We start from the raw sequence: 25420 nt of genomic DNA on the forward strand, positions 1-25420 counted from the left end.
AAGGGGTCGGTTTGGTCTGGATGGCTGCCTTTGGGCTGGAAGCCCCACCTGGGGCGGAGTCACGGCAGCGCTCCTCTTGAACGAGCCGCTGCAGGCCCACGGGGCCCGGCCGACCGGGATTCGGTCGGCCGGAGGCCCCCTGCCGGTGGGTGCGGCCGGTCAGTACTTGCGGGTGGGGAGCGCGTCCTTGGCCTGGTCCTGCATGAAGTCGCTCTCCTTGGTCTTGATCCAGCGCTCGACCGTCTCGCCGTCGTGGACCTTCTTCACGACCTCCATCAGCTGGGGGCCGAGCAGCGGGTTGCACTCGACGATCGCGTTGATCTTGCCTTCGGACATGGCGATGAAGCCGTCCTTCACGCCGTCGACCGTGACGATGAGGATGTCCTTGCCGGGCTTCTTGCCGGCCGCCTCGATGGCCTGGATGGCGCCGAGGCCCATGTCGTCGTTGTGCGCGAACAGCACGTCGATGTCCGGGTTGGACTGCAGGAAGGCCGCCATGACCTGCTTGCCGCCGGCGCGGGTGAAGTCACCGGTCTGGCTGACGACGATCTCCCAGTCGTCCTTGTGCTCGGCGTCCATGACCTCCTTGAAGCCCTTGGCGCGCTCGATCGCGGGGGCGGCACCGGTGGTGCCCTCCAGCTGGGCGATCTTCACCTTGCCCTTGTGGCCGGCCTTCTCCAGGACCTTCTCCAGGATCTTGGCGGCGCGGCGGCCCTCGTCGGTGAAGTCGGAGCCGACCAGGGTGACGAACAGGGACTCGTCGCTCTCCACGGACCGGTCGGTCAGGACGACCGGGATCTTCGCCGACTGGGCCTCCTTGAGCACGGCGTCCCAGCCGGTGACGACCACCGGCGAGAAGGCGATGACGTCCACCTTCTGCGCGATGAAACTGCGGATCGCGGAGATCTGGTTCTCCTGCTTCTGCTGCGCGTCGGAGAACTGCAGCTTGTAGCCCGCCTCCTTGGCGGCCGACTTCACCGAGTCGGTGTTGGCGCTGCGCCAGCCGCTCTCGGAGCCGACCTGGGAGAAGCCGAGGGTGATCGCCTTGCTGCCACCGCCGGAGGAGGCGGAGGAGGAGCCGTCCTCCTTGGCGCAGGCCGCCAGACCGGCCGTGGCCGCCACGCCGACCGCCGCAGTGAGGAAGTTCCGTCTGTTGAGCATGTCTTCTCCTTCGAAGAGCCGGTCCGGGGATGGACCGCTGGTACTCGGTACTCGGTACTCAGCACTCGGTGAGTACTCGTGTGGACGGGCTGCACTGCGTCCAGCCTGTCGATCATCGTTCGAAATATCGGGCACGCTTGCCCAAAGGGCGAAAAGCGACCGGGTGGTGCGGCGTCAGCCGGGAGCGGCTCCCGGTTGCGGCAGGTACGGGAACGTACTTGCGCGGACGACGAGTTGGGGCTCGATCGAGACCTGGGACGTCCCGGAGGGCGTACGGCCCTCGATCAGGTCCAGCAGCAGGGCGATGCTCCGCTTGCCCACCGTCGCGAAGTCCTGCCGGACGGTGGTCAGTGGCGGGGCGAAGAACTCCGACTCGGGAATGTCGTCGAAGCCGGCCACCGCGACGTCCTGGGGCGTACGCACGCCCGCCTCACGCAGCGCCCGCAACACCCCCAGTGCCATCTGGTCGTTGGCGACGAAGACGGCGGTCAGGCCGCGTCCCACCCAGCCCGCCAGTTCCTGGCCGGCCCGGTAGCCCGACAGCGGGCCCCAGTCCCCCCGCAGCAGCATCGGTGGTTCCACGTCCGCCTCTTCGAGGGTCGCCCGCCAGCCGTCGACCCGGTCCGCCGCCTCCTGCCAGTCCTCGGGCCCGGCGAGATGCCAGACCCGACGGTGACCCGCGGCGAGCAGATGGCCGGTGGCCAGCCGTGCGCCCAGCTTCTGATCCACGTTGACGCTGGGGACCTCGGCGCCCGAGCCGGTGCCCACGGCCACCACCGGGAACGGATGGCGCAGTTCGGCGAGGGCCTCGACCGCCGACCGCTGCGGGGCGATGGCGATGACCCCCTCCACCCCGCCCTCGCTGAGGCGGTCCAGCGCCTCGGACAGCGTCTCCACCGTCAGCCTGCGCAGACTGACCGTCGAGACCAGATAGCCCTCGGCGCGCGCCGCCTCCTCCAGCGCGAACAACGTACTGGCCGGACCGTAGAGCGTGGTGTTGGGGGCGACCACACCCAGGGTCCGGGTGCGCCGGGTCGCGAGGGCCCGTGCGGAGAAGTTACGGCGGTAGCCCATCTCCTCGATCGCGCGCAGCACCTTGGCGCGTGTCTCGTCCCGCACATTGGGGTGGTCCCCCAGCACGCGGGACACGGTCTGGTGGGACACACCGGCCTGGCGTGCCACGTCGGCCATGGTGGGCGGCCGAAGCTGCGAGTGGGTCACAGCCGCACCTCCTTGGCTGTCGTCTGCCGATAAGACCCGCACCGAGGGCCGGTGGTCCGGCGCCGGCCGCGTCATGCCGGTGGTCCGGAAGGGCCAACGGCACGGGGCGGGAAGGCCAGTTGAAGCACTGCTGACACGACGCTCATACCTCCTTTGCATGCCGTAGGGGCCGACTGGTGAATGCCGACGTATTGTGAGCGCTAACAATTCATGCCGGTCAAGAGGGCTGCGCCAGACAAGTCGTCACGGTTGAATAACGCGACGGGTGGCGCGGACTGCGCGGCCGGGGGCGTTCCAGCTGGTCAGGAGCGATCCGAGTACCCACCAGGGGAGGCGTGCGCGCACCCTTGAAGAGTCCGCGGACCTCGTGGCACACCCCTTCGCATCCGCCGCGCCGGGCGCCTCCGCCGTCACATCGAAACCGTTGTTTGTAGACCCATTGACACTCGCATGTGGTCGTCCCTACTGTCGCGACAGCATTTCGAACGAGTGCCGAAATATCGAACAGACCGAAGAGGACAGGGAGTACCGTGCGCATCACGGGAATCAGCACACACGTGGTCGGAACGCCGTGGCGGAACCTGACCTACGTCCAGGTGCACACCGACGAGGGGCTCACCGGCGTCGGCGAGACCCGCATGCTGGGCCACACCGACGCGCTACTCGGCTATCTGCACGAGGCGAAGACCAATCACATTCTCGGCTCCGACCCGTTCGCTGTCGAGGATCTCGTCAAGCGGATGAAGTACGGCGACTACGGCCGGGCCGGCGAGATCGTGATGTCCGGTATCGCCGTGATCGAGATGGCCTGCTGGGACATCAAGGGCAAGGCGCTCGGCGTGCCGGTCTGGCAGCTGCTCGGCGGCAAGGTCACCGACAAGGTCAAGGCGTACGCCAACGGCTGGTACACCACCGAGCGGACGCCCGAGGCCTACCACAAGGCTGCCCAGGGGGTCATGGAGCGCGGCTACCGGGCGCTCAAGATCGACCCGTTCGGGACCGGCCACTTCGAGCTCGACCACGAGCAGAGCCTCTACGCGGTCTCCCTGATCGAGGCCGTGCGCGACGCCATCGGCCCGGACGCCGAACTGATGCTGGAGATGCACGGCCGGTTCTCCCCCGCCACCGCCGTCCGCCTGGCCAAGGAGCTGGCACCCTTCAAGCCCGCGTGGCTGGAGGAGCCGGTGCCGCCGGAGAACCTGAAGGCGCTGGAGAAGGTCGCCGCCAAGGTCGACATGCCGGTCGCCACGGGTGAGCGCATCCACGATCGCATCGAGTTCCGGGAGCTCTTCGAGAGCCAGGCCGTGGACATCATCCAGCCGGACGTCGGCCACATCGGCGGCATCTGGGAGACCCGCAAGCTGGCCGCGACCGCCGAGACGCACTACATGCTGGTCGCGCCCCACAACGTGGGCGGGCCGGTGCTGACCGCCGCTTCCCTCCAGGTCGGCTTCACCGCCCCCAACTTCAAGATCCTTGAGCACTTCAACGACTTCGCGGACGCGGAGATCAAGAAGGTCGTCAAGGGCGCCCCTCAGGTGAACCCCGAGGACGGCTGCTTCCACCTCTCCCACGAGCCCGGTCTCGGTGTGGAGCTGGACGTCGACGCCGCCGCGGAGTTCCCGCAGCAGCAGGCCCGGTTCGACCTGTGGGCCGATGGCTGGGAGCAGCGCAAGCCCAAGGGCACCGAGTGAGCGCCCACACCCGCCGGCCCGGCCCCAGGGGGTCCCAGTGAGCACCGCCGTCGTGATCGAGGCCCCGGGCGAGCACCGGCTCGTCCCGCACGAGCCCCGGCAGCCGGAAGCGGGCGAGGCCCTGGTCCGGGTGCACGCCTCGGGGATCTGCGGCAGTGACCGCGAGGTCTTCCAGGGCAACCGGCCGGAGGGGTACGTCCGCTATCCGCTCACCCCGGGCCACGAGTGGTCCGGGACGGTGGCGGCGGTCGGCGACGGCGTCCCTTCGAGCCTGGTGGGCCGCAAGGTCGTGGGCGAGGGCTTCCGCAACTGCCAGGTGTGCGACCGCTGCCACGCGGGCGAGACCACCCTGTGCACGGCGGGCTACGAGGAGACCGGCTTCACCCAGCCGGGCGCCATGGCCACCACGCTCACACTTCCGGCCCGGCTGCTGCACGTGCTGCCGGACGACGCCGATCTGACGGCGGCCGCGCTGCTGGAGCCGGCCGCGTGCATCGCGGCCGCCGCGCTCAAGGCGAACGCGGTGCCGGGCGAGCGGGTGGCCGTGGTGGGCACAGGCACGCTCGGGATGTTCGCCGCGCAGTTCCTGAAGGCGGGCTCGCCGGCCGAGCTGCTCGTCGTGGGGACGCGGCCGGACCGGGCCGAGTTGTCGAAGCGGTTCGGCGCCACGGACTTCCGCACCAAGGACGAGGAACTTCCCGGCGACTTCGACGTCGTCATCGAGACCGCCGGGTCCGCGGACGCGGCGCGCACCGCCGCCGCCCTGCTGCGCCGCGGTGGACGGCTGATCCTGACGGGCATCCCGGCGCCGGGCGCGGACGGGCTCGACCCGACCGATCTCGTCGTACGGCAGCTGGAGGTGCAGACCGTGTTCGGCGCGGCGCCGGAGGCCTGGGCCCACACCGTGCGGGTCTTCGGGGCGGGACTCCTCGACCCGCTGCCGCTGGTCACCCACGAGCTGCCGCTGGAGGAGTTCGCGCAGGCCATCGAGTTGGTCGGGTCCGGCGACCCGAAGGTCGGAAAGGTCCTGCTGCGGCCATGACACACCCCTGAGCCGTACGCCGGTACGGGGTACCTGACGACTCCGTACCGGCGTACACCCAAAGCCCCGCACGACCAGAGCCGCGACCCTCGTCCGAAATATCGAACATGAAGGACAGCTTGTGACCGACACCAACGCTCAGACGCCGCGCCGCCCCGGCGAGCAGGCGCTCACCGCGCTCGGCCTGGGCGCGCCCGCCCTCGACCCTTCCGACGCCTCCCCGCACACCTTCCCCGGCGGTGGCCGCTGGCGCACCGAGGTTCCCTCCGTGGAGGGACCCGAGGCGCTCGCCGTGGTCCTCAAGGAGTCCTCGCGGCTCGATGTGCCGGTCCACCGGATCAGCCAGGGCAGCGGCATCTGGATGCTCAGCGACGCCGAGATCACCGAGATGGTGGAGGCGACCGCCGAGCGCGACATCGAGCTCTGCCTGTTCACCGGCCCGCGCGGCACCTGGGACATCGGCGGCTCCACCCGCACCGACTCCAAGGGCGGCGGGCTGCGCGCCCGGGGCCACGACGCCGTCGCCGGGTGTGTCGAGGACGCCGTACGCGCCACCGAGCTGGGCGTGAAGTGCCTCCTCGTCGCCGACGAGGGCGTGCTGTGGACGCTGCACCGGGCGCGGGTCGCGGGGATCCTGCCGGCCGACACGACGTTCAAGGTGTCGGCGCTGATCGGTCCGGTCAACCCGACGGCGTACGCCGTGTACGAGAACCTCGGCGGCGACTCGATCAACGTGCCGAGCGACCTGACGCTGGATCACCTCACCGAGATCCGCCGCGTCTCCGCCGCCCCCATGGACATGTACATCGAGGCCCCCGACGACCTGGGCGGCTACATCCGGATGTACGAGGTCGCCGAGCTGATCCGGCGCGGCGCACCGCTCTACCTGAAGTTCGGGCTCTCCAAGGCCCCCGGGATCTACCCCTACGGCCACCACATGCGGGATCTGACGCTGGCCACCGCCAAGGAACGCGTGCGGCGCGGACGCCTGGCGCTGGACCTGCTCGCACGGCACGGAGCCGACGGCGACATGGCGCCTCTCGGTTCACGGCTGCCCGGGACGCTGAAGCGTTTCGAAACTCCCGCATAACGTTCCGGACAATCCCCCTTCACAGAAGACGACGCGGTCGAACACAATCCCACACGCCCGAGGTCTCCACCGTTCAACCCTCGAAGCGTCCTCGCACCGCCCGACCGAGCCCTGCTCACACACATCAAGGATGACCACCATGCGCACTCGCAGAGCCGCACTCACCTCCATAGCCGCAGCCGCTTCCCTCGCCCTGACCCTGTCCGCCTGCGGCCAGAGCGGCGAGGGCGGCAGCAAGGACGCGGGCGGGGACACCAAGGGCGGCACCATCGGTATCGCGATGCCGACCAAGTCCTCCGAGCGCTGGATCGCCGACGGCAAGAACGTGGTCGCGGACCTGGAGTCCAAGGGCTACAAGACCACGCTGGTCTTCGGCGAGGACGACCCGGACCAGCAGGTCTCGCAGATCGAGAACCTGATCACGCAGGGCGTGAAGGCGCTGATCGTCGCGGCCATCGACAACAAGTCGATGAACAACGTGCTCCAGCAGGCCGCCGACGCCAACATCCCGGTGATCTCCTACGACCGCCTCATCCTCGGCACCAAGAACGTCGACTACTACGCGTCGTTCGACAACGAGAAGGTCGGCGAGCTCCAGGCCACCTACATCGTCGAGAAGCTCGGCCTGAAGGACGGCTCCAAGAAGGGCCCCTTCAACATCGAGCTGTTCGCCGGCTCCAACGACGACAACAACACGCGCTACTTCTTCGGCGGGGCGATGAAGGTCCTGCAGCCCTACATCGACAAGAAGCAGCTCGTCGTCCGCTCCGGCCAGACCGCGCTGAACCAGGTCACCACCCTGCGCTGGGACGGCGGCAAGGCCCAGAACCGCATGGACGAAATCCTGACCTCGGCCTACAAGAGCGAGCGTGTCGACGCGGTCCTCTCGCCGTACGACGGCATCTCCATCGGCATCCTCTCGGCGCTGCGGTCGGACGACTACGGCTCCAAGAGCAAGCCGTGGCCGATCGTCACCGGTCAGGACGCCGAGGTCGCCTCGGTGAAGTCGATCATCGCCGACGAGCAGTCGATGACCGTGTACAAGGACACCCGTGAACTCGCCAAGGTGGCCTCGAACATGGTCGACGCGGCGCTCAACGGCAAGAAGCCCGAGCTCAACGACACCAAGACGTACGACAACGGCTCCAAGGTCGTTCCCGCCTACCTGCTGACGCCGGTCAGCGTCGACAAGACCAACTACCAGAAGGAGGTCGTCGACTCCGGCTACATCAAGGAAAGCGACCTCAAGTAACCGCCGGCACACTCTGATTGGAAGGCACGACCATGGCGGGACCCGTCCTGGAAATGCGCTCGATCGTCAAGACCTTTCCCGGCGTCAAGGCGCTCTCGGACGTCACACTGACCGTCCAGCAGGGCGAGGTCCACGCCATCTGTGGGGAGAACGGCGCCGGTAAGTCGACCCTGATGAAGGTCCTCTCCGGCGTCCACCCGCACGGCACCTACGAGGGAGACATCCTCTTCGAAGGGGAAGTCTGCGAGTTCAAGGACATCCGGGCGAGCGAGCACCGCGGCATCGTCATCATCCACCAGGAACTGGCGCTGTCGCCGTTCCTCTCCCTCGCGGAGAACATCTTCCTCGGCAACGAGCACGCCAAGGGCGGGTTCATCGACTGGAGGGAGACCCTGCGGCACGCCACCGAGTTGCTGCGCCGGGTCGGGCTCGGTGACCACCCGGACACCCGCGTCGCCGACATCGGCGTGGGCAAGCAGCAGCTGGTGGAGATCGCGAAGGCGCTGTCGAAGAAGGTGAAGCTGCTCATCCTGGATGAGCCGACCGCGGCCCTGAACGACGAGGACAGCGGCAAACTCCTGGATCTCATCCTGGAGTTGAAGAAGCAGGGCATCACCTCGATCATCATCTCGCACAAGCTCAACGAGATCCGCAAGGTCGCCGACTCGGTGACGATCATTCGCGACGGCAAGACCATCGAGACGCTCGATGTGAAGGCGCCGGAGACCACCGAGGACCGGATCATCAGCGGCATGGTCGGCCGGGACCTGGAGAACCGCTTCCCCGACCGCACCCCGCACGAGCCGGAGGAAGGCGCGGCCCCCGCGCTGGAGATCCGCAACTGGACCGTGCATCACCCGATCGACCAGCAGCGCAAGGTCGTCGACGATGTGTCACTGTCCGTGCGACGCGGGGAGATCGTCGGCATCGCGGGCCTGATGGGCGCCGGCCGCACCGAGCTCGCGATGAGCGTCTTCGGGCGGACCTACGGCCGGTACGCGGACGGCACGGTCCTCAAGGACGGCAAGGAGATCCGTACGAAGACCGTCCCCGAGGCGGTCAAGAACGGCATCGCTTACGTCACCGAGGACCGCAAGCACTACGGCCTCAACCTCATCGACACCATCAACCGCAACATCTCGCTCAGCGCGCTGGGCAAGGTCGCCAAGCGGGGCGTGGTCGACGAGCACGAGGAGCGGCAGGTCGCCGAGGGCTTCCGCAAGTCCATGAACATCAAGGCGCCGACCGTCTTCGAGCCGGTGGGCAAGCTGTCCGGCGGCAACCAGCAGAAGGTCGTCCTCAGCAAGTGGATCTTCGCCGGTCCCGATGTGCTGATCCTGGACGAGCCGACGCGCGGCATCGACGTCGGTGCCAAGTACGAGATCTACACGGTCATCGACCAGTTGGCCGCCCAGGGCAAGGCGGTCGTCTTCATCTCCTCCGAGCTGCCCGAGCTGCTCGGCATGTGTGACCGCATCTACACGATGGCCGCGGGGCGGCTGACCGGCGAGTTCCCGCGAGAAGAGGCCTCGCAGGAATCGCTGATGCGTCAGATGACAAAGGACAAAGAGGTATCCCGATGAGCACGGATGTGACCGCCAAGAGCCCGGCCCCCGCGCCGCCGGGCAAGAGCGGAGGGGCCGCGGGCGACGGTCTGCTCCAGCTGGTGCTGGACGGCATGCGCCGCAACATGCGGCAGTACGGCATGCTGATCGCCCTCGGCCTGATCGTGGCGCTGTTCGCCGTGTGGACCGACGGCGACCTGCTGCTGCCGCGCAATGTCTCCAACCTGGTGCTGCAGAACAGCTACATCCTCATCCTCGCGATGGGCATGATGCTGGTGATCATCGCGGGCCACATCGACCTGTCGGTCGGTTCGCTGACGGCGTTCATCGGCTCGATGGCGGCCGTGTTCATGGTCAAGAACGATCTGCCATGGCCGGTCGCCGTGATTCTGTGCCTGGCGGTGGGCGCGATCGCGGGCGCGGTCCAAGGCTTCTTCATCGCATACGGCGGCATACCATCCTTCATCGTGACCCTCGCGGGCATGCTGATCTTCCGCGGTCTGACGGAGATCTTCCTGGAGGGCCAGACGCTCGGCCCGTTCCCTGAGGGCCTGCAGAAGGTCGCCAACGGCTTCATGCCCGAGGTCGGCCCGAACACCAACTATCACAACCTCACCCTTCTGCTCGGCTTCGGAATGATCGCGTTCGTGGTCTTCCAGGAGTTCCGCGACCGCCGCCGGCAGCAGGAGTTCGACCTGGACGTCCCGCCCTTCAACCTCTTCCTGCTGAAGCTGGTCGCGCTCGGCGCCGCCATCCTCACGCTGACGCTGCTGCTGGCCAGCTACAAGGGCGCCCCGATCGTGCTGCTCATCCTGGGCGTGCTGCTCGTCGGCTTCGGCTACGTGATGCGCAACGCGATCATCGGCCGCCACATCTACGCGATCGGCGGCAACCTGCCGGCGGCCAAGCTGTCGGGTGTGAAGGACAAGAAGGTCACCTTCCTGATCTTCGTGAACATGGGCATGCTCGCGGCGCTGGCGGGTCTGGTCTTCGCCGCCCGCTTCAACGCGGCCTCTCCCAAGGCCGGCCTCAACTTCGAGCTGGAGGCGATCGCGGCCTCGTTCATCGGCGGCGCGTCGATGAGCGGCGGCGTCGGCACGGTCCTGGGCGCGATCATCGGTGGCCTGGTCCTGGGCGTGCTGAACAACGGCATGAACCTCGTCGGCATCGGCACCGACTGGCAGCAGGTCATCAAGGGCCTGGTGCTGCTGGCGGCGGTCGGGTTCGACGTGTGGAACAAGCGCAAGGTCGGCAGCTGACGGGACCGGAAGGGGGCCTCGCCGAAGGGCGGGGCCCCCTTTCACGTGAGAAGGGCGGGGAGCACCCGTGAAGGAACTCTTCGGCAAGCTCGCCGACGGCACGAACGTCCACAGCTGGTCGCTGGCCAACGGCGGCACGCGGATGAAGGTCCTCTCCTACGGCGGCATCGTGCAGTCCCTGGAGGTCCCGGACCGTCGCGGCCAGTACGCCAACGTCTCGCTGGGCTTCGACGACATCGCGGACTACGTCGCGGGGAGCCCGTACTTCGGCGCTCTGATCGGCCGCTACGGCAACCGCATCGGCAAGGGCCGGTTCACCCTGGACGGCACGTCCTACCAGGTCGACGTCGACGACGGCGTGAACTGCCTGCACGGCGGCACCAAGGGCTTCGACAAGCAGGTGTGGGACGTCGAGCCGTTCGCCAAGGGCTCCGACGTCGGCCTGCACCTGTACTACACGTCCGTCGACGGCGAGATGGGCTACCCGGGCACCCTTGAGGTGAAGGTGACGTACACCCTCACCAAGCACGGCGACTGGCGCATCGACTACGCGGCCACCACCGACAAGGCCACCGTCGTCAACCTCACCAGCCATGTGTACTGGAACCTCGCGGGCGAGGGCAGCGGCACGATCGAGAACCACGAGCTGAAGATCGCCGGGTCCCGCTACACCCCAGTCGACGCCGACCTCATCCCCACCGGTGCGCCGGCCCCCGTCGACGGCACCCCCTTCGACTTCCGCCGCACCAAGCGCATCGGCGAGCACCTCCGCGAGGCCCACCAGCAGCTCCTTTACGGCCAGGGCATCGACCACAACTGGGTGCTGGACAAGGGCGTCTCGCCGCGCCCCGAGTGGGTCGCCACCCTCAAGGACCCCTCCTCCGGCCGCACCCTGCGGATGGCGACCACCGAGCCCGGCCTGCAGTTCTACTCCGGCAACTTCCTCGACGGCACGCTCGTCGGCCCGTCCGGCCGCACCTACCGGCAGGGCGACGCGCTCTGCCTGGAGACGCAGCACTTCCCGGACTCGCCGAACAGGCCGTCGTTCCCCTCGACGGTGCTGCGACCCGGTCAGACATACCGTTCGACGACGGTGCACTCGTTCAGCTGCTGAGCCCGTCGAACCGTCCTTTCTGACGGTTCTTCACAGATGGCACACAAGTTCTGACCGATTTCCCAGGGGTTGAACAGCGCCACCCCAGCCTCCGTATGTAAGGGCGGCCCGTGCTCCCCCGCGCGGGCCACCCAAAGACGACGGACCCGCCTCGTCCCCGCCGGGTCCGCCCCATACGGAGGTTCCATGGCCGACAACGTCACCTCGCTGTTCCGCAGCACCGCGGCACACAGCCCGTCGATGGCGGCGCTGACGCGTGAGGGCGGCGACGGGGCCGGTCCGGTGGACTTCTGCATTCCCTGCAACCCGTACTTCCCGACGCCGGAGATGTTCCAGGACATGGGGGCGCGGCTGCGGGACATCATCACGTACTACCCGAGCAGCGCCGACACCATCACGGCCGAACTGTGCAACCTCCTCCAGCTCCCGCCGCAGTGCGTGGCGATGGGCAACGGCTCCACCGAGCTGATCACCTGGATCGACCACCTCCTGGTCCGTGAGTCCCTCGCCGTCCCCGTCCCCACGTTCGGCCGCTGGACCGACCAGCCGATGGAGACCGGCAAGCGGGTCGACATGTTCCCGCTCCAGGAGTCCAGCGGATTCGCCCTGGACCTGGCCCAGTACGCCGAGTTCATCCGCGCCCGGGGCACCCGGGTGGCCGTGATCTGCAACCCGAACAACCCCGACGGCGGCTACCTCCACAAGCATGCGCTCGTGCAGTTCATGGACGCGATGGCCGACCTGGACCTGGTCATCGTCGACGAGTCCTTCCTGGAGTTCGCCGACGCCGAGCAGGACCCGTCGGTGGTCCAGGAGGCGATGATCCGGCCGAACGTCATCGTGCTGCGCTCCCTCGGCAAGAACTTCGGTCTGCACGGCATCCGCTTCGGCTACCTCGTCGCCAACCCGGCCCTGGCCGGGATGGTCCGCTCGATGCTGCCGAAGTGGAACCTCAACGCCTTCGCCGAGCACGTGGTGTTCATGCTCAAGAACCACGGCGCCGAGTACGCGCAGAGCCTGCACCAGGTTCGCAAGGACCGCCTGGACATGGCCAGCCAGCTCTCCGCACTGCCCGGCCTGACGGTCTACCCCTCCCAGGGCAACTTCCTCTTCGTGCGCCTCCCCGTGGGCGCGGAAGGCACCGTGGTCCGCGACCGGCTGCTCACCGAGCACCGGATCCTGGTCCGCGAGTGCGGCAACAAGATCGGTTCGTCCAGCCGCTTCCTGCGACTCGTGGTGCGCCCCCAGGTGGACGTGCGTCGCCTGGTGTCCGCTCTGGAACAGGTGCTCTACGGGACGTCCAGGAGGGGAGCCGCCGTACCCGAGCTGGGTACAGGGACCAACTACAGCTCGGGTACGGCGGCCGTGGACCGGTTGGTGAGCTCCACCAACGGCTCCGGCATGCAGGGCCTCGCCGCGCAAGCCATGGGAGTCGGTGCGGCGATGCCTGCGGCGGCTCAGCCGCAGCCGGCCGCCGCGCAGATGCCGACGCCGACGCCCATGCCGACGCCCATGCCGGCGCCCATGCCGGCGCCCGCGCCTGTCGCTCCGGCCCCGATGCCGGCGCCCGCGCCTGTTGCGCCCGCGCCCGCCCCGACTCCCTTCCCGTCGCCTGTGGCGCCGGCCGCTGCGGTGGTGCCGCCGGGGCCCACGCCGCCCGGGGTGCCGGCTCGGGGTGGGCTTACGGCTGCGCAGGTTCGGGGTACCACGGGGCCGCCTCCTGGGCTGGCGCCGGCGCCGGCCACCGGGTGGCCCAACAGTCAGAGCTGGCCCAATGCAGCGGGGATGCAGACCGGATAGCGCCTGCTGGCCGTGGGGTGGGGGCGGGGACCGTGTGCGACTGCGGGTGCGTTGTGGCCGGTCGCGCAGTTCCCCGCGCCCCTGGAGGTCGGCTGTCCTACGCCGGGTTCAAGCGCCACTGTTGGCAGGCGTTGCCCAACCAGGACCACTGGCGTACGTCCGTGCCGTCCGTCGTTCCGCAGTTCGCTACGTCGGCGACCTTGCCGGTGGCCTGGTTGACGATCCGGACGTAGCCGCCGTCGGTGGCCACGAACCGGAAACGCTGGCAGGTGTTGTTCAGCCAGGACCACTGCCTGAGGTCGGCGCCGTCGGCGGAGGAGCAGTTCTCGGTGTCGAGGACCTTGCCCGTGGCGACGTTCACGAGTCGGTGGGTGTCGTCGCCAAGGTCCTCCAGGCGCCATTTCTGGTTGTTGCCGCCGCCGCATGCCCACTGCTGGACGTTGGCGCCGTCGGCGGTCGAACTCCCGGACACGTCCAGGCACTTGCCGCTGTTGCGGTTGGTGATCGTGTAGGTGGTGGAGACGGTGGAGGGTTCCCCGGAGGGGCCGGTCTGGGAGGCGCCGAGACGGACCGGGGTGCCGAGGTTCGGGGTGCCGTCGGCGTTCCAGGTGAACTTCTGGGCCCGGGTCGTACGCCCGTTGTCGCAGCCCTCGCTCGCGCTGTCGTTGGCGTGGTAGACGATCCAGTTCTCGCGGCCGTCGGGCGAGGTGAAGAAGCCGTTGTGGCCGGGCCCGTAGACGCCGTTCGCGTCATTGCGCTGGAAGACGGGCGTGGACTTCTTGGTCCAGGAGGCGGCGGCCAGCGGGTCGGAGCCAGTGAGTTCCAGTTGGCCGAGCTTGTAGTCGGGGGTCCAGCAGCCGCTGGCGGAGTAGATGAGGAAGGTCCGGCCGCCGCGTTGGAGTATCTCCGCGCCCTCGTTGACCGTGCCGCCCTGCCGTTCCCAGTCGTACGTCGCCCTGGAGATCGTCGAGTAGGAGCCGCTGACCGTGTACGGGTTGGACATCGGCGCGATGACGAGGTTCTGGGTGCCGCCGGTGATCGCGCTGCCGAGCATGTACAGCCGGCCGTCCACGTTCAGGACGCTCGGGTCCAGCATCCAGGCGGAGTTGAGCCGGCCCTTGTAGGTGTACGGCCCCATGGGGTCGGAGCCCGCGCTCTCCAGCACATGGCTGCGCTGGGTCGGGTTGTAGTCGGCGATGTTCTGCCCGGCGACGTAGTACAGGTACCAGCGGCCGTTGAGGAAGTGCAGCTCAGGGGCCCAGATGTTGCAGCAGCGGGATGCGGCGTCGCCCTGCCACACCTGGACGCTGGGGGCGGTGGCCAGGCCGGCGAGGGTGGTGGACTTGCGGATGGTGATGACGTCGGTCCAGCTCGTCGTCACCAGGTAGTAGTTGCCGTCGTGGTACGAGATCCAGGGGTCGGCGCCCTTGACCGACTTGACGGGATTGGCGAACGAGGCGGCACTGGCGGAGGGCTGGCCGATCGAGAGGGCCAGCAGCAGGGCTGCCAGCAGGGTCAGTAGGCGACGGGCCATCCGGTGCTCCAGTTCAGTAGGTTGACGCCCAGCTTGGGCGTGCCGTTGTCGTTGCCGTCGTAGTAGTGGTAGACGATCAGGTCGCCGTCGACGTCGTTCATGATCGACTGGCCGCCAGGACCGATGACGCTGCCGTGCGACTCCAGGACCGGGGTGCCGCCGTTGTTCATCATCGAGACGCCGTTCTTGTCGGTGTACGGCCCGGTGACGCTGGTGGCGCGGCCGACCTTGACCTTGTAGGTCGAACTCGTTCCGGCGCAGCAGGTGTCGTAGGAGGCGAAGAGGTAGTAGTAGCCGCCCCGCTTGACGATGAAGGGCGCCTCGACGGCCTTGGTCCCGGTGGGGCGGGAGGCCAGCGAGTAACGGGTGGTGTTGGAGCCCAGCTGCTTCCCGGTGGAGGGGTTGATCTGGATCATCTTGATCCCGGACCACCAACTGCCGAAGGACAGCCACCACTTGCCGTCGTCGTTCACGAAGAGGTTCGGGTCGATGGCGTTGTAGTCGCTGGAGGAGCTGGACGTGTAGACCGTGCCCTGGTCGGTCCAGCTGCCCGGCCGGCCGGTGGTGGAGGTGGCGAGACCGATGGCGGACGTGTTCGAGCCGAACTTCGAGACGGAGTAGTACATCAGGTACTTGCCACCGTGGAACGAGATGTCCGGCGCCCAGGCCTCCGGCACGGAGGAGTAGTTCCGCCACCAGCTCGGGCGGCTGGAGAAGGCGTCACCGCCGTTCCTGAAGGCCGTGCGGTCGCTGGACGTCTTGTTGGCGATGCCACCGCCGGTGGCGTAGAGCAGGTACTGGCCGGACGAGGTGCGGATCATCGTCGGGTCGTGGGTGACGACGTCGCCGGTGACGCGGCCGGGGTTGGGGTACGCGGACGCGGTGGAGGGGATCAGGGCGAGAAGGGCGGCGGTGGGGAGTGCGAGCAGGGCGGTTCGCCTGCGGAGGGTGCGGGAGGTGCGGGAGGTGCGGGAGGTGCGGGAGGTGCGGCTCATGCGGTCCTCCTTGCGGTGGGGGGTGACAGGTCGGCAGATATCCGGCCAATGTATGGCCGATATCTCGAACAGCGCTCGCAAGTTCGAACGGACCGTAGAATCGAACCCCTTGCGCGTCAATGGTCCGCGCAGTATCAGCCGTGCAGATCGACCTCGGCGCGGACGGTCTTACCGGGCGCCCCGTCCCGCTCCACCACCTCCCACCGGTCGGCCAGCGCCTCGACGAGGACGAGGCCGCGGCCGTGTTCGTCGAGGGAGTGCGGAGGCGGTACGTCGCCGGGTTTCGGAGGGTGGGACTCCGTACGGGTGTCACTGACCTCGATACGGATGCCGCCTGTCGGGAGGGACACCCTCAACTCGAAGTCCCGGCCGGGGACCCGGCCGTGGGTGACCGCGTTGGCGGCCAGCTCGGCGACGATCACGGCGACGACGTCGGAGGCCGTACTGCCGTGCGGGATGCCCCAGGCATGCAGCTGGTTCAGAGCGAGGTGCCGGGCGAGGCGGGCGCCGCGGGGAGTGGCACTGAGGCGCTGGGTGAGCGGTACTGGCATGCGCTCAATCTGGCGGCCGTGCGGGGCAGTTCACCAGGTGGACGCCGCGTACGGTGCGGGAGCGTACGTGGTTACGGGCTGGACAGTACGCGTGACTGACCGTGACCATTTGCTGCGGGAGGTGACCTGCCTTGGTCGAGTGTGGTGAGCCGGAGTCGTCGGACAGTCTGCGGACGTTCGGGGCCGTTGTACAGGCCCTGCGGGAGCACGCGGGGTTGAGCAGGGAGGAGTTCGGGGACCGGGTGGGTTTGTCGAAGCACACGGTGGCTTCGCTTGAGTTGGGGCGGAGGATGCCGGATCCGACGTTTCCGGAGCGGTCGGAGCCGGTGCTGGGGAACACCGGGGCGCTGACGAAGGCGGCTCAGCATCTGGCTCGGCAGCCGGGGTTGGCGGCGTGGTTTCGGCGGTGGGCTCAGCTGGAGACCACGGCGATCACGCTGTACACGTACGAATGCCGGTTGATTCCGGGCCTGTTGCAGACCGAGGCGTACGCGCGGACCCTGTTCACGAACCAGCTGCCGCCGCTGAGCGACGAGCAGATCGAGGCGCAGTGGGTAGCGCGCGCGGAACGGCAGCGGTTGCTGCGGGAGCGGCCGAACACGGCCTTCGCTTTCATCCTGGAGGAGCATCTGTTCCGGCGGCGAACGGGCGGTGCGGAGGTTACGCGGGCGCTTGTCGACCACGTGCTGGAGATGACGGAACTGCGTAACGTGGAGATCCAGATCATGCCGACGGCACGGGAGACCCACGCGGGACTCGATGGCCCCATGCAGCTCCTGGAAACCCCGGAGAACAAGTGGTTCGCTTACTGCGAGGGACAGCGAGGTGGCCTGCTCATCTCCGACGCGAAAGAGGTCAGCGTCCTCCAACGGCGATATGCCAGGATGCTCGCGCAGGCTCACACCGTTGAAGACTCCGTGAGCCTGCTGCAGCGGATGCGAGGAGAGCTATGAACACCAGCGAACTGGCCTGGTTCAAGAGCAGCTACAGCAGCGGCGGCGACGGTGACTGCGTCGAAGTGGCCCTCGCCTGGCACAAGTCCAGCTACAGCGGCGGCGACGGCGACTGCGTCGAGGTCGCCGCCTGCCCCCACATCATCCACGTCCGGGACTCCAAGGCCCCGCAGGAGCGTCAGCTGGCACTTGCGCCGGAACCCTGGGAGGCGTTTGTCTCGCACTGCCGGAAGAACTAAAACCAATCGGGCCCCGGAATCAAAGGATCCAGGGCCCGTTGCACATGTTTCGTCAGTGTGCGGCAGCGTGCGCGTGCACGCCCAGCGCGACGCCCTCCGGCGAAACCGCCGCGAAGACGTCGGCGCAGGCGACGGCGGACACGGTCTCGGAGAGACCGGCGACGCTGCCGGAGAGGGAGCCCGCGAGACCGACGGCGGCGGCGCCCGCCTGACCACCGGAGATGTCGTCCAGGACGGTGTCGGCGATCTCGGCCGTCTCAACCTGAGAGGTGTAGCTCATAGCCTGCGGTTCCCTTCGCGTGAACGTACTGCGATAACGGCGGTAGCTGCCCGATTCCCGGACCCGGAATTCATTCCGACGCCTCCGGCCATGCGCAGGATCAAAGCACCCTGAAGAGGAGACCGCCAGCCGCACCGATGCGACGCACGACGCGTTCCGGCGGCCGGCTTCACCGCTGTGACCGCCAGGTCACCGAATACGTCGACTTCTTCACGGGACCTGCCGCCTTACCGCGTACGTGACTGTTGCGACCCGGTTTCCAAGGCGGACACTTCGGCGACAAGACGGCGGGCGGCGACCGGGGATCGGTGGATGACGGGCCCCGGCATGAACACCTGGTGCGCTGGTGTGGACGTTTGCCGGAGGTTCGGGCTGCGCGTCGCTCATGTGCCCGACGCCGGAGACTCGCCGCACCAGCAGCACCATGCTTGGCGATGTGGGCGTCGCCCCTCAGCTCCTTGATGACGACGAGGTCAACGCCCTGCTCCAGGAGCGGGGGCGGTCGTGTGGCGGAGGTCGTGGGTGCGCCCTGAGGCGCAGTGATTCGAGTGGGGGTGAGAGACCTTCACCGCTGATCCCGTCGCAGCGGGAGGGTGGAGCTGAGGGCAGCCTGATCCGGGTGGTGCCGGGGAGGGTGGGAGCAGCCCTGACAACGCCGGGACGTGTCAGTACTGCCAGATGGTGCGGGTTCGGCTAGCGGGACGGAGAGGAGTACGCGAGGAACCGGCGTGGGACACCCCCTTGATGCGGCACCGGCTCGAACCTGGTGTATCTGGGCCGGGGGCGGCGCGCACCCGTCGAGCGTGTGGGCGGGGCACTCCTGAGGCGGTGGGCATGGAGCGACTCAACGGCCTGCTCGTCCCGCTCGACGGCCCGGGTGCGCGGGGACCTGCGGTGACCAGCCCAGCAGGTGCAGCAGATACGACACCCCGCGCGGGGTGTACCGGTGCCCGAACAGTCGGCGGATCAGCTCCGCGACCCTCGCCAGGGTCCACCGCTGGTCCTCGCTCCAGCCGTGCGCCGCAGGGCCGGCCTCCAGATCGGCCTGCCACCGTTCTGCCTGGGCATCGTTGAGCTGACACGGAATGCCACCGGGCCCCTTGGAGGCCAGGCCCAGCTTGCCGCCGTCGCGCCAGGCGTACGCCGACTTCCGCGACACCCGTAACCTGCGGGCCACCTCCGGCGGCCGCACCCCGTACTCGAACATCTCCGCGGCCTCGAAACGCACTGCTTCGCCCGCCCCAGAGCGGTCAAACCGTCGCCATCCGCATACTTCATGACGAGGATGCAGCACCGCCAACGCCCGCTGTCACCCCACCCTTTCAACCTCAGCGTCAAACCCGTGACGCCCCCTCCTCGCAGATGCCAGCAAACTCGCCCATCAGCGAACGGCACATCAAATACAGCGTTACGTGTGGAAACCCGCGAGAACGCCCCGCAGATTCCTCGGCGGGGCGTTCTCGCGGGTTCTGTACTTAGCCTGACGGAATCGTCACGACCGTCACCTGTCCATCCATTAGGCATTCGATGAGCACCGAACCGCCAAGCGGGTGGATCCAGAAGTGCGGCCCTGCGTCCAGGATGTCCCGCACGTGTCGCACCGCGACATCCGCAGGCATGGTCACAGTCGGCATCAGGTAGTTGCCCCAGATGACGGCGATCCGCTCACCCCGCTGTACGTACGAGGAGAGCAGCTCCGCCGCCATCCTCGTCCAGTGCTCCTCATCGTCCCACCAGAGACGGTCTTCGAACGGAGTGGACTCGAAGTCGATCACGTCGCCGGTGGCAGCCGGAAATCTGCTCAGCGTCGCTTCCGCCAATGCGCGGTTCTCGGCGAGATCCAGCTTCACCACCTGCTGGCCGTCATCGTCACGGGGGTCGTTCATGAAGTCCGGAAGGTATTCCGGATGACTCCCATAAGAACTACCGCCGGTCATACGTTCCGCCTCAACCACGTCGAAATACTCCCTCCAGGGAACCTTATCGCCCATTCTCGAACCGACGCGCCCTTGCCCGTCATCACATTGATGTGCGGGCCGATTCTGTCGTCGGTATCCAAGCGGAACGACCTGTGTTCCCCACCGCTGGTCGCGGTGAACCCGGTATCCCTGCCGAAGGTGTCAACCGCGGCCTCCCCGTCCCCCAGGGCGGCGTGGCCGCCTACCTGACCTATTGGCTGGAAGAACGTCGCCGTCCACCACCTCCGCGAGAACACCCACACCCGCTACACCACCTGCGTCGACCGGTACCTCATCCCAGGCCTGGGCAAGAAGAAGCTCACCACGCTGCCCACCAAGACGCGGGCCTCCGAGCGCCGTATCGCCCTTCCCAGCCGTTGCCTCCACCTGCTGAAGCTTCACCGCGAGCAGCAGCAGCGCGAGGCCACAGGCACCACCTAAGCAGGGCGTCGAACTCGTCGTGATCAAGGAAGTCCTCGGCCACGCCCACATCGGCGCCACCGCCACCGTCTACGCCCACGTCCGACTCCGCCTCCAGCGCGACGCGCCATCGACACCCTCGGCACCGCACTCGACAGCACGGAGCCAACCGAGACGGCCAGCGGCAACGGCGACGAACCGCCGCCCTGCGCCTCACTCGTCCGCTGACGTTGCCGTCAACTACTGCCGTCACACCACACAAAAGCCCCGCCAGGCAAAGCCTGACGGGGCTTCTGTGGAACCTGAACAATAAGCGCTGTCACCCGCAAGACCTGATTACCGAATCACGGACCGAGACATTCCCACCCATTGGCTGCGATTCAGCGGGCGCCATTGTTCGGACCTACGGCGATCACTCGCATGCACCAGGGGAAACCTCGTTGAAGACCCCTTCCTTCTGCAATAGATCCGAAAGGAAATGCGATTCTACGTACGTACCTTCGTACCCACGCCGCTTCAGCTTTTGGGATGACTCCTGGGCCTCGCGAATAGAGAGATCGAATGCACCACGAAACGCCTTCAGGATCCCCCCGCCGCGATATTCCCTGTCGGTCAGCTTCACGCAGTACGGGCCATGCTGCGCCAAGATTTCACTGCGGACCTCCACCGGAGCTGTACCCCAGGCGCCATGATGCGAAATTCCGCAGGCATCACAAGCCCACTCAACCTCCCACCGAAGCCGACCACCCCTCGTCAGTTGCACTGCCCACCCCGTGCAGGGCTCGCCACACCCGCCGCACGGACCGGAGAGCTTCGCAGCTTGTTCACTCATTCCCAACCTCTGATGGACTTGTATCGCGCGATGATTCCATAGAAGCGCGGCGACAGACCCGATCCATCACGCGGATGACGAGTGCCCGCTGGTATGCCGCGACTGAACCATCGGTGGTGCAGCTCTTCGTGTACCAGGCTATCGCGAAGCTCTGCCCTGCTCACGAAAGACTCTGCGCCGATCTGCGTTCCACCATTCGGCCTCGCTATTCCCGTGCTAACCCAAGGGCTGTATACGGGCTGGTGGGTGAACCGGAGACTGGGGAAGTCCTCGGCGATCACAGCTTCGATGGCGCGATTCCGCGAGGCAGCCGTCTTCCCTGTCACATGACTCAAGTCAGACGTCCATGTATTGCCGCCTGCCTTTTCTTCGACCCCACTCGGACCGCAATTGTGGACCAGGACCGACGTAGCCCCCGCCAGCACATAGTACGTGTGCTCGCCGGGCGGGCGTCACCTGCATTTTTGCTGGTCAGCGAATTCCGGCCGGTCCGGGGGCGTGCGTAGAAGTGCCCTGTTGTACGCCCGTGTTGCCGTCGGCGTTGCCGTCAGACGGCTACGTGCGTGAGGTCGGTGGAGTGGGCTTTGGCCGGTGTCCTGCCCGGGTTGGGGTCGGGCATGGTCAGGGGGCCGTACGCTGGCCCGGCAACTCGGGCAGGTCGTGATCCTGCCCGGAATTTGAACGAGTGGCCCCCTGGCCTTGCCCGACGCGGGCCCCGGCCCGGGGAGGTGGGTAAAGCCCACGGAGTCGACCGGCCCCACCTCCGGGCCTTCGCCCCGGCCAACTCCCTCCCGTCGCCTCGCCGTCGGTCTGGCGCTCCCGTGCGGGCGCGTCCGGCTTCTTCCGCGCTTCCGGCACTGCGCTGCGCTGTTTCTGCGCGGCCTGGTCGCTGGCCGGCCCGCGGTGGCGGAGCCGAGAGCGGGCCGGGTGGGCGGCCGTGCCGCGCGCGACACGCGTCAGCGGGTCGCCTTGAAGACGTAAAGAAAGTTTGGACGCATCCCGCTTCGGCGGTATGCCCTGGCTGTCGGTTGAGCGTCCGGCTGGGCTGCCGGCCTTGTGCGATGACCTGCGGGTGGTGGGTACTGCTACGGCTGCCGATGGGGTCTACTCGGCACGCATGACCTTGGCGTGGTCGGTAACGACTCGTCTGAACAGGTCATGGCCTGTGCGTCCGGTGTGGCGGAGTGCCCAGTCCTGTGCGGCCTCTTGCTCGTCGTGGGGGCCGGATTCTGCGTCGCAGCCAGCCGTGACGCAGAATGCCTCGTAGGTGATGCCGCCCTCGGGCGCGTGGCGGATGGTGTGAGTGATGTGCCGGTAGACCGCGCGGGGGCTCACTGATGGCCCTCCGGGTGGCGTTGCATGTAGACGTTGCAGTCGCTGACGGTGGTCATGTCACCGACCATGCGGGCTCGATCGCGTACGTTGGCCAGCTCCGCGCACCCCGCGCAGCCCTCAACGGGTACCGGCTCCAGCTCCAGGCGCAAGGGGAGTTCAACTGGCGGGGTCGAGTACCTGGTCGGCTCCGTCACTGCACATCGCCACCTCTCGAACGTCACATGGCCGACCTCTTGACAGGCCGGTGCTCTAGTTCAGTATTCGAGTGGCCGAAGCACTCCCGCTACGGTTCGCAGTGCACTAGTGTGCTCTCACTGACAGCACGTCAACTCAACTGAGGGGCACGCCTTATGCCCAGTCCCAAGACGTTCACGAAGATCGCGGATCACTTCCGGGAGCGCATCCTGTCGGGAGAGCTTGAGCCTGGCGCCAAGCTGCCGACCAACCGGGAGATCGCCGGCCAGTGGCAGGCCGCGGCCGCCACCGTCTCCCGCGCCTTGCAGGCCCTCCAGGTGGAGAACTTCATCCGTACGACCCCCCGAGGCACCTACGTCGCCGACGATCCACGCTGGACGCTGTCGGCGCGGGACCGCCTGGCCCGGGTCCAGAGGGTGAAGTCATTCCTCGCCGAGGGCGAGACAAGCCGGGTGACGGCCGCCGAGCTGATCATCCCGCCGCTGTACGTCGCGGAGATCTTCGACCTGGAACCCGGGGATCAGGTGGTCCGTCGAGAGTGGCTGGCCGGACGGGGCAAGACCCGGACCGTGTTCGCCGTCACCTGGTACCCGGCCCCGTTCGCCGCCCTCGTACCGGACCTGCTGAACACCGCCCCGGGCCGCAATCACGGATTGTCCGCCCGGGTCCTGGAAGCCACCGGGCGCACGATCACCCACGCCCGTGACGACATGCACGCCCGCCCCGCCGATGCCCGCGAGGCGAGCGCACTGGGGCTGCCGGTCGGCGCCCCGATCCTGGCCGGCGCCCACCGCTGGTCGGATGCGGAAGGGATCATCGAGTACGGGGAGTGGTGTCTGCCGCCCCGGTTCACCATCGGCTACGAGTACCAGCCCTGACCGGTCAACGCGAAGCGTCCCCGAATGCCAGCCTGCGGCCTTCGGGGACGCCGTCGTTCTCGTGCCTGTCTCAGTTGCCGTCGCGACCTTCGAGACGTTCGACGCGCTCCTCCAGCTCCTCGATCCGCTCCAGGGCCCGTTCCAGCTTGTAGGCCAGATCCGCAACCCCGGCGGTCGGGAACTCCTTCGCCGGGATGTCGGATGCCTCGGCCGGCTTGTCCACTGGTTGGACGGTGACCGGTACTTCGGTGCCGAACTCGCCGCCCAGGACGACGTATGCGACTTCCCGATGCGATCCTCTGGTCTCGTGGATCTTCTTGACCCTGCCCTCCAGGGCGAGGAAGGTCAGGGCCTGGTCGGCTGCTTCGGCGTCGCCTCCGATCGCGTCTACTACCTCGTCCACGGTCAGCGTGGCGCCCCTGGACAGTGAGCCGTCCCTGATCTTGCGGACCAGGCGGCCGTGGATGAGCTGGGTGGCGAAGCCGTGGTCGTCCCAGTCGCGTACGTAGACCTCGTCACCAGGCAGCTCGCCGGGGAACCGCAGCAGGAAGTTGCCGGCCAGCAGGGCAATGGCGTTGGTGACCACGTTCAGCGGCACCGCGTAGTGCTCGGCCTGGTCCGGCAGCTGTCCTCCCTGGGTGGCTGCGCCCAGCCGATCCGGCTCGAAGGCCAGCGCACCGAGATCGACGCCTTCACCGGCGAGATCCTGCGCGAACTGAAGTCCAAGGAACTTCCCGCCGGACACCTCCTGGTCCGCTGCGGCAACCGCCGCACCACCCGTTGCCCCTCCTGCGCCGAGCTCTACCGCCAGGACACCTACCACCTCATCGCCGCCGGACTGCGCGGCGGCAAGAACATCCCCGAACAGGTCACCACCCACCCCCGCGTCTTCGCCACTCTCACCGCACCCTCATACGGACCGGTCCACGGACGACGAACCGGCGGCTCCTCCCGCTGCCGCTGCGGACGCGCCCACACCAAGGACGACCCGCTCCTCGGCACCCCGCTCGACCCCGAGCGATACGACTACACCGGCGCCGTGCTGTGGAACGCCCATGCCCCCGCCCTGTGGGCCCGCTTCATGCTCCACCTGCGCCGCACCATCGCCACCGCAGCCGGTATCCCACAGCGCCTGTTCTACAAGATCGTCCGCGTCTCGTACGCCAAAGTCGCCGAGTACCAGCAGCGCGGACTGATCCACTTCCACGCCGTGATCCGCCTCGACGGCCCCGCAGGCCCCTACACCCCACCACCCGCCTGGGCCACCCCCGAACTCCTCGCCGACTCCATCCGGATCGCGGCCACCCGCGCCCACATCGACGGACCCACGCTCAAAAATCGCACCCACTCCTTCGCATTCGGCAAGCAGACCGACACACGGGTCATCCGGTCCACTTCCTTCCAGGCCGGGACCGCCATCACCGAGGGCAAGGTCGCCGGATACGTCGCCAAGTACGCCACCAAAGGCACCGAAGCTGCCACCGGCACCCTCGACCACCGCCTGAAGAAGATCACCGAACTCTGGTTCGAGTCCGTACCCGAGCACGCCGCCCGCATGATCCGCACCGCCTGGACACTGGGCAACCGCGACGACCTCAAACACCTGAACCTGCGCAAGTGGGCCCACATGCTCGGCTTCCGCGGCCACTTCTCCACCAAGACCCGCGCCTACTCCACCACCCTCGGTGCCCTCCGGGCCGCCCGCGCCGCCTGGCACCGGCGCCACACCCCACCACCCTCACCGACCACCCTCGTCCTCGCCTACTGGGCCTACGACGGCACCGGCCTCACCCCCGACCTCGAACGCCTCGCCACCCTCATCGGCGGCGGACCGACCCGCGAACAGGCGGTGACAGGAGGTGCGTGATGACGAACTCCTCACCGTCCCCGAGGCCATGGCCCGCCTCAAGATCGGCCGCTCCGCCCTCTACGACCTCCTGCGCACCCGACGCCTGGCCTCACTGACCATCGGCCGCGCCCGCCGCATCCCCGCCCACGCCCTGGACGACTACGTCCAGCGCCACCTGGAAGAGGCCGCCTGATGACCGCTCC

25 protein-coding genes and 1 pseudogene are annotated in these 25420 nt (G+C 67.9%); 13 read left to right on the plus strand and 13 right to left on the minus strand.

Going from position 1 to position 25420, the window contains the following annotated elements; genetic code table 11:
- Positions 1-159 precede the first annotated feature (159 nt).
- Positions 160-1161, minus strand: coding sequence for an ABC transporter substrate-binding protein (locus tag ACZ4UU_RS03935; RefSeq protein ID WP_468036302.1), 1002 nt, complete (start codon positions 1159-1161; stop codon positions 160-162).
- Between the two features lie 174 nt (positions 1162-1335).
- The gene (locus ACZ4UU_RS03940; protein ID WP_468036303.1) at positions 1336-2382 is read right to left on the minus strand and encodes a LacI family DNA-binding transcriptional regulator; all 1047 of its coding nucleotides are present in this window, start codon (positions 2380-2382) and stop codon (positions 1336-1338) included.
- 530 nt (positions 2383-2912) lie between these two features.
- On the opposite strand from ACZ4UU_RS03940, the gene ACZ4UU_RS03945 reads away from it, so the two are divergent.
- The 8 genes and pseudogenes from ACZ4UU_RS03945 (at position 2913) to ACZ4UU_RS03980 (ending at position 13198) form a co-directional block, all read left to right on the plus strand.
- Positions 2913-4076 (plus strand): mandelate racemase/muconate lactonizing enzyme family protein, encoded by a 1164-nt coding sequence (locus ACZ4UU_RS03945; protein ID WP_048582372.1) that lies wholly within the window; start codon positions 2913-2915, stop codon positions 4074-4076.
- 37 nt (positions 4077-4113) lie between these two features.
- Positions 4114-5118 (plus strand): zinc-dependent alcohol dehydrogenase, encoded by a 1005-nt coding sequence (locus ACZ4UU_RS03950; protein WP_468036304.1) that lies wholly within the window; start codon positions 4114-4116, stop codon positions 5116-5118.
- A gap of 121 nt (positions 5119-5239) precedes the next feature.
- Entirely contained in the window at positions 5240-6208 is a 969-nt protein-coding gene (locus ACZ4UU_RS03955) for a hypothetical protein (RefSeq protein ID WP_468036305.1), read from the plus strand.
- A gap of 139 nt (positions 6209-6347) precedes the next feature.
- Complete coding sequence (gene chvE / locus ACZ4UU_RS03960; RefSeq protein WP_468036306.1) at positions 6348-7460, plus strand: multiple monosaccharide ABC transporter substrate-binding protein; 1113 nt, start codon at positions 6348-6350, stop codon at positions 7458-7460.
- A gap of 32 nt (positions 7461-7492) precedes the next feature.
- Positions 7493-9043 (plus strand): multiple monosaccharide ABC transporter ATP-binding protein, encoded by a 1551-nt coding sequence (gene mmsA, locus ACZ4UU_RS03965; RefSeq protein WP_468036307.1) that lies wholly within the window; start codon positions 7493-7495, stop codon positions 9041-9043.
- On the plus strand, positions 9040-10284 hold the full coding sequence (mmsB, locus tag ACZ4UU_RS03970; protein WP_468036308.1) for a multiple monosaccharide ABC transporter permease: 1245 nt from the start codon (positions 9040-9042) through the stop codon (positions 10282-10284). Before mmsA ends, mmsB begins: the two co-directional genes overlap by 4 nt.
- Positions 10285-10336: 52 nt before the next feature.
- Positions 10337-11398, plus strand: a pseudogene (locus tag ACZ4UU_RS03975) (aldose epimerase family protein); the annotation flags it as partial.
- A 186-nt stretch (positions 11399-11584) separates the two neighbouring features.
- The gene (locus ACZ4UU_RS03980) at positions 11585-13198 is read left to right on the plus strand and encodes a pyridoxal phosphate-dependent aminotransferase (protein ID WP_468036309.1); all 1614 of its coding nucleotides are present in this window, start codon (positions 11585-11587) and stop codon (positions 13196-13198) included.
- 97 nt (positions 13199-13295) lie between these two features.
- Here the strand turns inward: ACZ4UU_RS03980 and ACZ4UU_RS03985 are convergent, their stop codons facing one another.
- The 3 genes from ACZ4UU_RS03985 to ACZ4UU_RS03995 form a co-directional block, all read right to left on the minus strand.
- Positions 13296-14732 carry a family 43 glycosylhydrolase gene (locus ACZ4UU_RS03985; protein WP_468036310.1) on the minus strand — a complete coding sequence of 479 codons (1437 nt, stop codon included), beginning with the start codon at positions 14730-14732 and terminating at the stop codon, positions 13296-13298.
- The gene (locus ACZ4UU_RS03990; protein WP_468036311.1) at positions 14714-15727 is read right to left on the minus strand and encodes an arabinan endo-1,5-alpha-L-arabinosidase; all 1014 of its coding nucleotides are present in this window, start codon (positions 15725-15727) and stop codon (positions 14714-14716) included. The genes ACZ4UU_RS03985 and ACZ4UU_RS03990 overlap by 19 nt, the downstream gene beginning before the upstream one ends.
- 134 nt (positions 15728-15861) lie before the next feature.
- Positions 15862-16278, minus strand: a complete 417-nt coding sequence (locus ACZ4UU_RS03995; protein ID WP_468036312.1) for an ATP-binding protein — start codon at positions 16276-16278, stop codon at positions 15862-15864.
- Between the two features lie 131 nt (positions 16279-16409).
- Between ACZ4UU_RS03995 and ACZ4UU_RS04000 the strand changes: the two genes are divergently transcribed.
- Complete coding sequence (locus tag ACZ4UU_RS04000) at positions 16410-17231, plus strand: helix-turn-helix domain-containing protein (protein ID WP_468036313.1); 822 nt, start codon at positions 16410-16412, stop codon at positions 17229-17231.
- Entirely contained in the window at positions 17228-17470 is a 243-nt protein-coding gene (locus tag ACZ4UU_RS04005) for a DUF397 domain-containing protein (protein ID WP_468036314.1), read from the plus strand. Before ACZ4UU_RS04000 ends, ACZ4UU_RS04005 begins: the two co-directional genes overlap by 4 nt.
- A 52-nt stretch (positions 17471-17522) precedes the next feature.
- On the opposite strand, the gene ACZ4UU_RS04010 is transcribed toward ACZ4UU_RS04005, so the two are convergent.
- From ACZ4UU_RS04010 to ACZ4UU_RS04040, 7 genes are all read right to left on the minus strand, one after another.
- A complete protein-coding gene (locus ACZ4UU_RS04010; RefSeq protein WP_468036315.1) occupies positions 17523-17750 on the minus strand; it encodes a hypothetical protein in 228 nt (75 codons plus the stop codon).
- Positions 17751-18594: 844 nt separating this feature from the next.
- Positions 18595-18978, minus strand: coding sequence for a winged helix-turn-helix domain-containing protein (locus ACZ4UU_RS04015; RefSeq protein WP_468036316.1), 384 nt, complete (start codon positions 18976-18978; stop codon positions 18595-18597).
- A 247-nt stretch (positions 18979-19225) separates the two neighbouring features.
- Complete coding sequence (locus ACZ4UU_RS04020; protein WP_468036317.1) at positions 19226-19705, minus strand: hypothetical protein; 480 nt, start codon at positions 19703-19705, stop codon at positions 19226-19228.
- 835 nt (positions 19706-20540) lie between these two features.
- Entirely contained in the window at positions 20541-20750 is a 210-nt protein-coding gene (locus tag ACZ4UU_RS04025; protein ID WP_468036318.1) for a hypothetical protein, read from the minus strand.
- Between the two features lie 206 nt (positions 20751-20956).
- Entirely contained in the window at positions 20957-21385 is a 429-nt protein-coding gene (locus tag ACZ4UU_RS04030) for a hypothetical protein (RefSeq protein ID WP_468036319.1), read from the minus strand.
- Between the two features lie 679 nt (positions 21386-22064).
- Entirely contained in the window at positions 22065-22295 is a 231-nt protein-coding gene (locus tag ACZ4UU_RS04035; RefSeq protein WP_468036320.1) for a DUF7848 domain-containing protein, read from the minus strand.
- The gene (locus ACZ4UU_RS04040) at positions 22292-22489 is read right to left on the minus strand and encodes a hypothetical protein (protein ID WP_468036321.1); all 198 of its coding nucleotides are present in this window, start codon (positions 22487-22489) and stop codon (positions 22292-22294) included. The genes ACZ4UU_RS04035 and ACZ4UU_RS04040 overlap by 4 nt, the downstream gene beginning before the upstream one ends.
- Before the next feature lie 156 nt (positions 22490-22645).
- On the opposite strand from ACZ4UU_RS04040, the gene ACZ4UU_RS04045 reads away from it, so the two are divergent.
- On the plus strand, positions 22646-23368 hold the full coding sequence (locus tag ACZ4UU_RS04045; RefSeq protein ID WP_381250086.1) for a GntR family transcriptional regulator: 723 nt from the start codon (positions 22646-22648) through the stop codon (positions 23366-23368).
- A gap of 70 nt (positions 23369-23438) precedes the next feature.
- Here ACZ4UU_RS04045 and ACZ4UU_RS04050 read toward each other — a convergent pair whose 3' ends face one another.
- Positions 23439-23966, minus strand: coding sequence for a hypothetical protein (locus tag ACZ4UU_RS04050; RefSeq protein WP_468036322.1), 528 nt, complete (start codon positions 23964-23966; stop codon positions 23439-23441).
- 6 nt (positions 23967-23972) lie between these two features.
- Between ACZ4UU_RS04050 and ACZ4UU_RS04055 the strand changes: the two genes are divergently transcribed.
- Both ACZ4UU_RS04055 and ACZ4UU_RS04060 read left to right on the plus strand, forming a co-directional pair.
- Complete coding sequence (locus ACZ4UU_RS04055; protein WP_468036323.1) at positions 23973-25235, plus strand: replication initiator; 1263 nt, start codon at positions 23973-23975, stop codon at positions 25233-25235.
- Positions 25228-25410 carry a helix-turn-helix domain-containing protein gene (locus tag ACZ4UU_RS04060; RefSeq protein ID WP_376628963.1) on the plus strand — a complete coding sequence of 61 codons (183 nt, stop codon included), beginning with the start codon at positions 25228-25230 and terminating at the stop codon, positions 25408-25410. Before ACZ4UU_RS04055 ends, ACZ4UU_RS04060 begins: the two co-directional genes overlap by 8 nt.
- Positions 25411-25420: the final 10 nt, after the last annotated feature.

It is taken from the genome of Streptomyces sp. NPDC028907 (assembly GCF_055564995.1).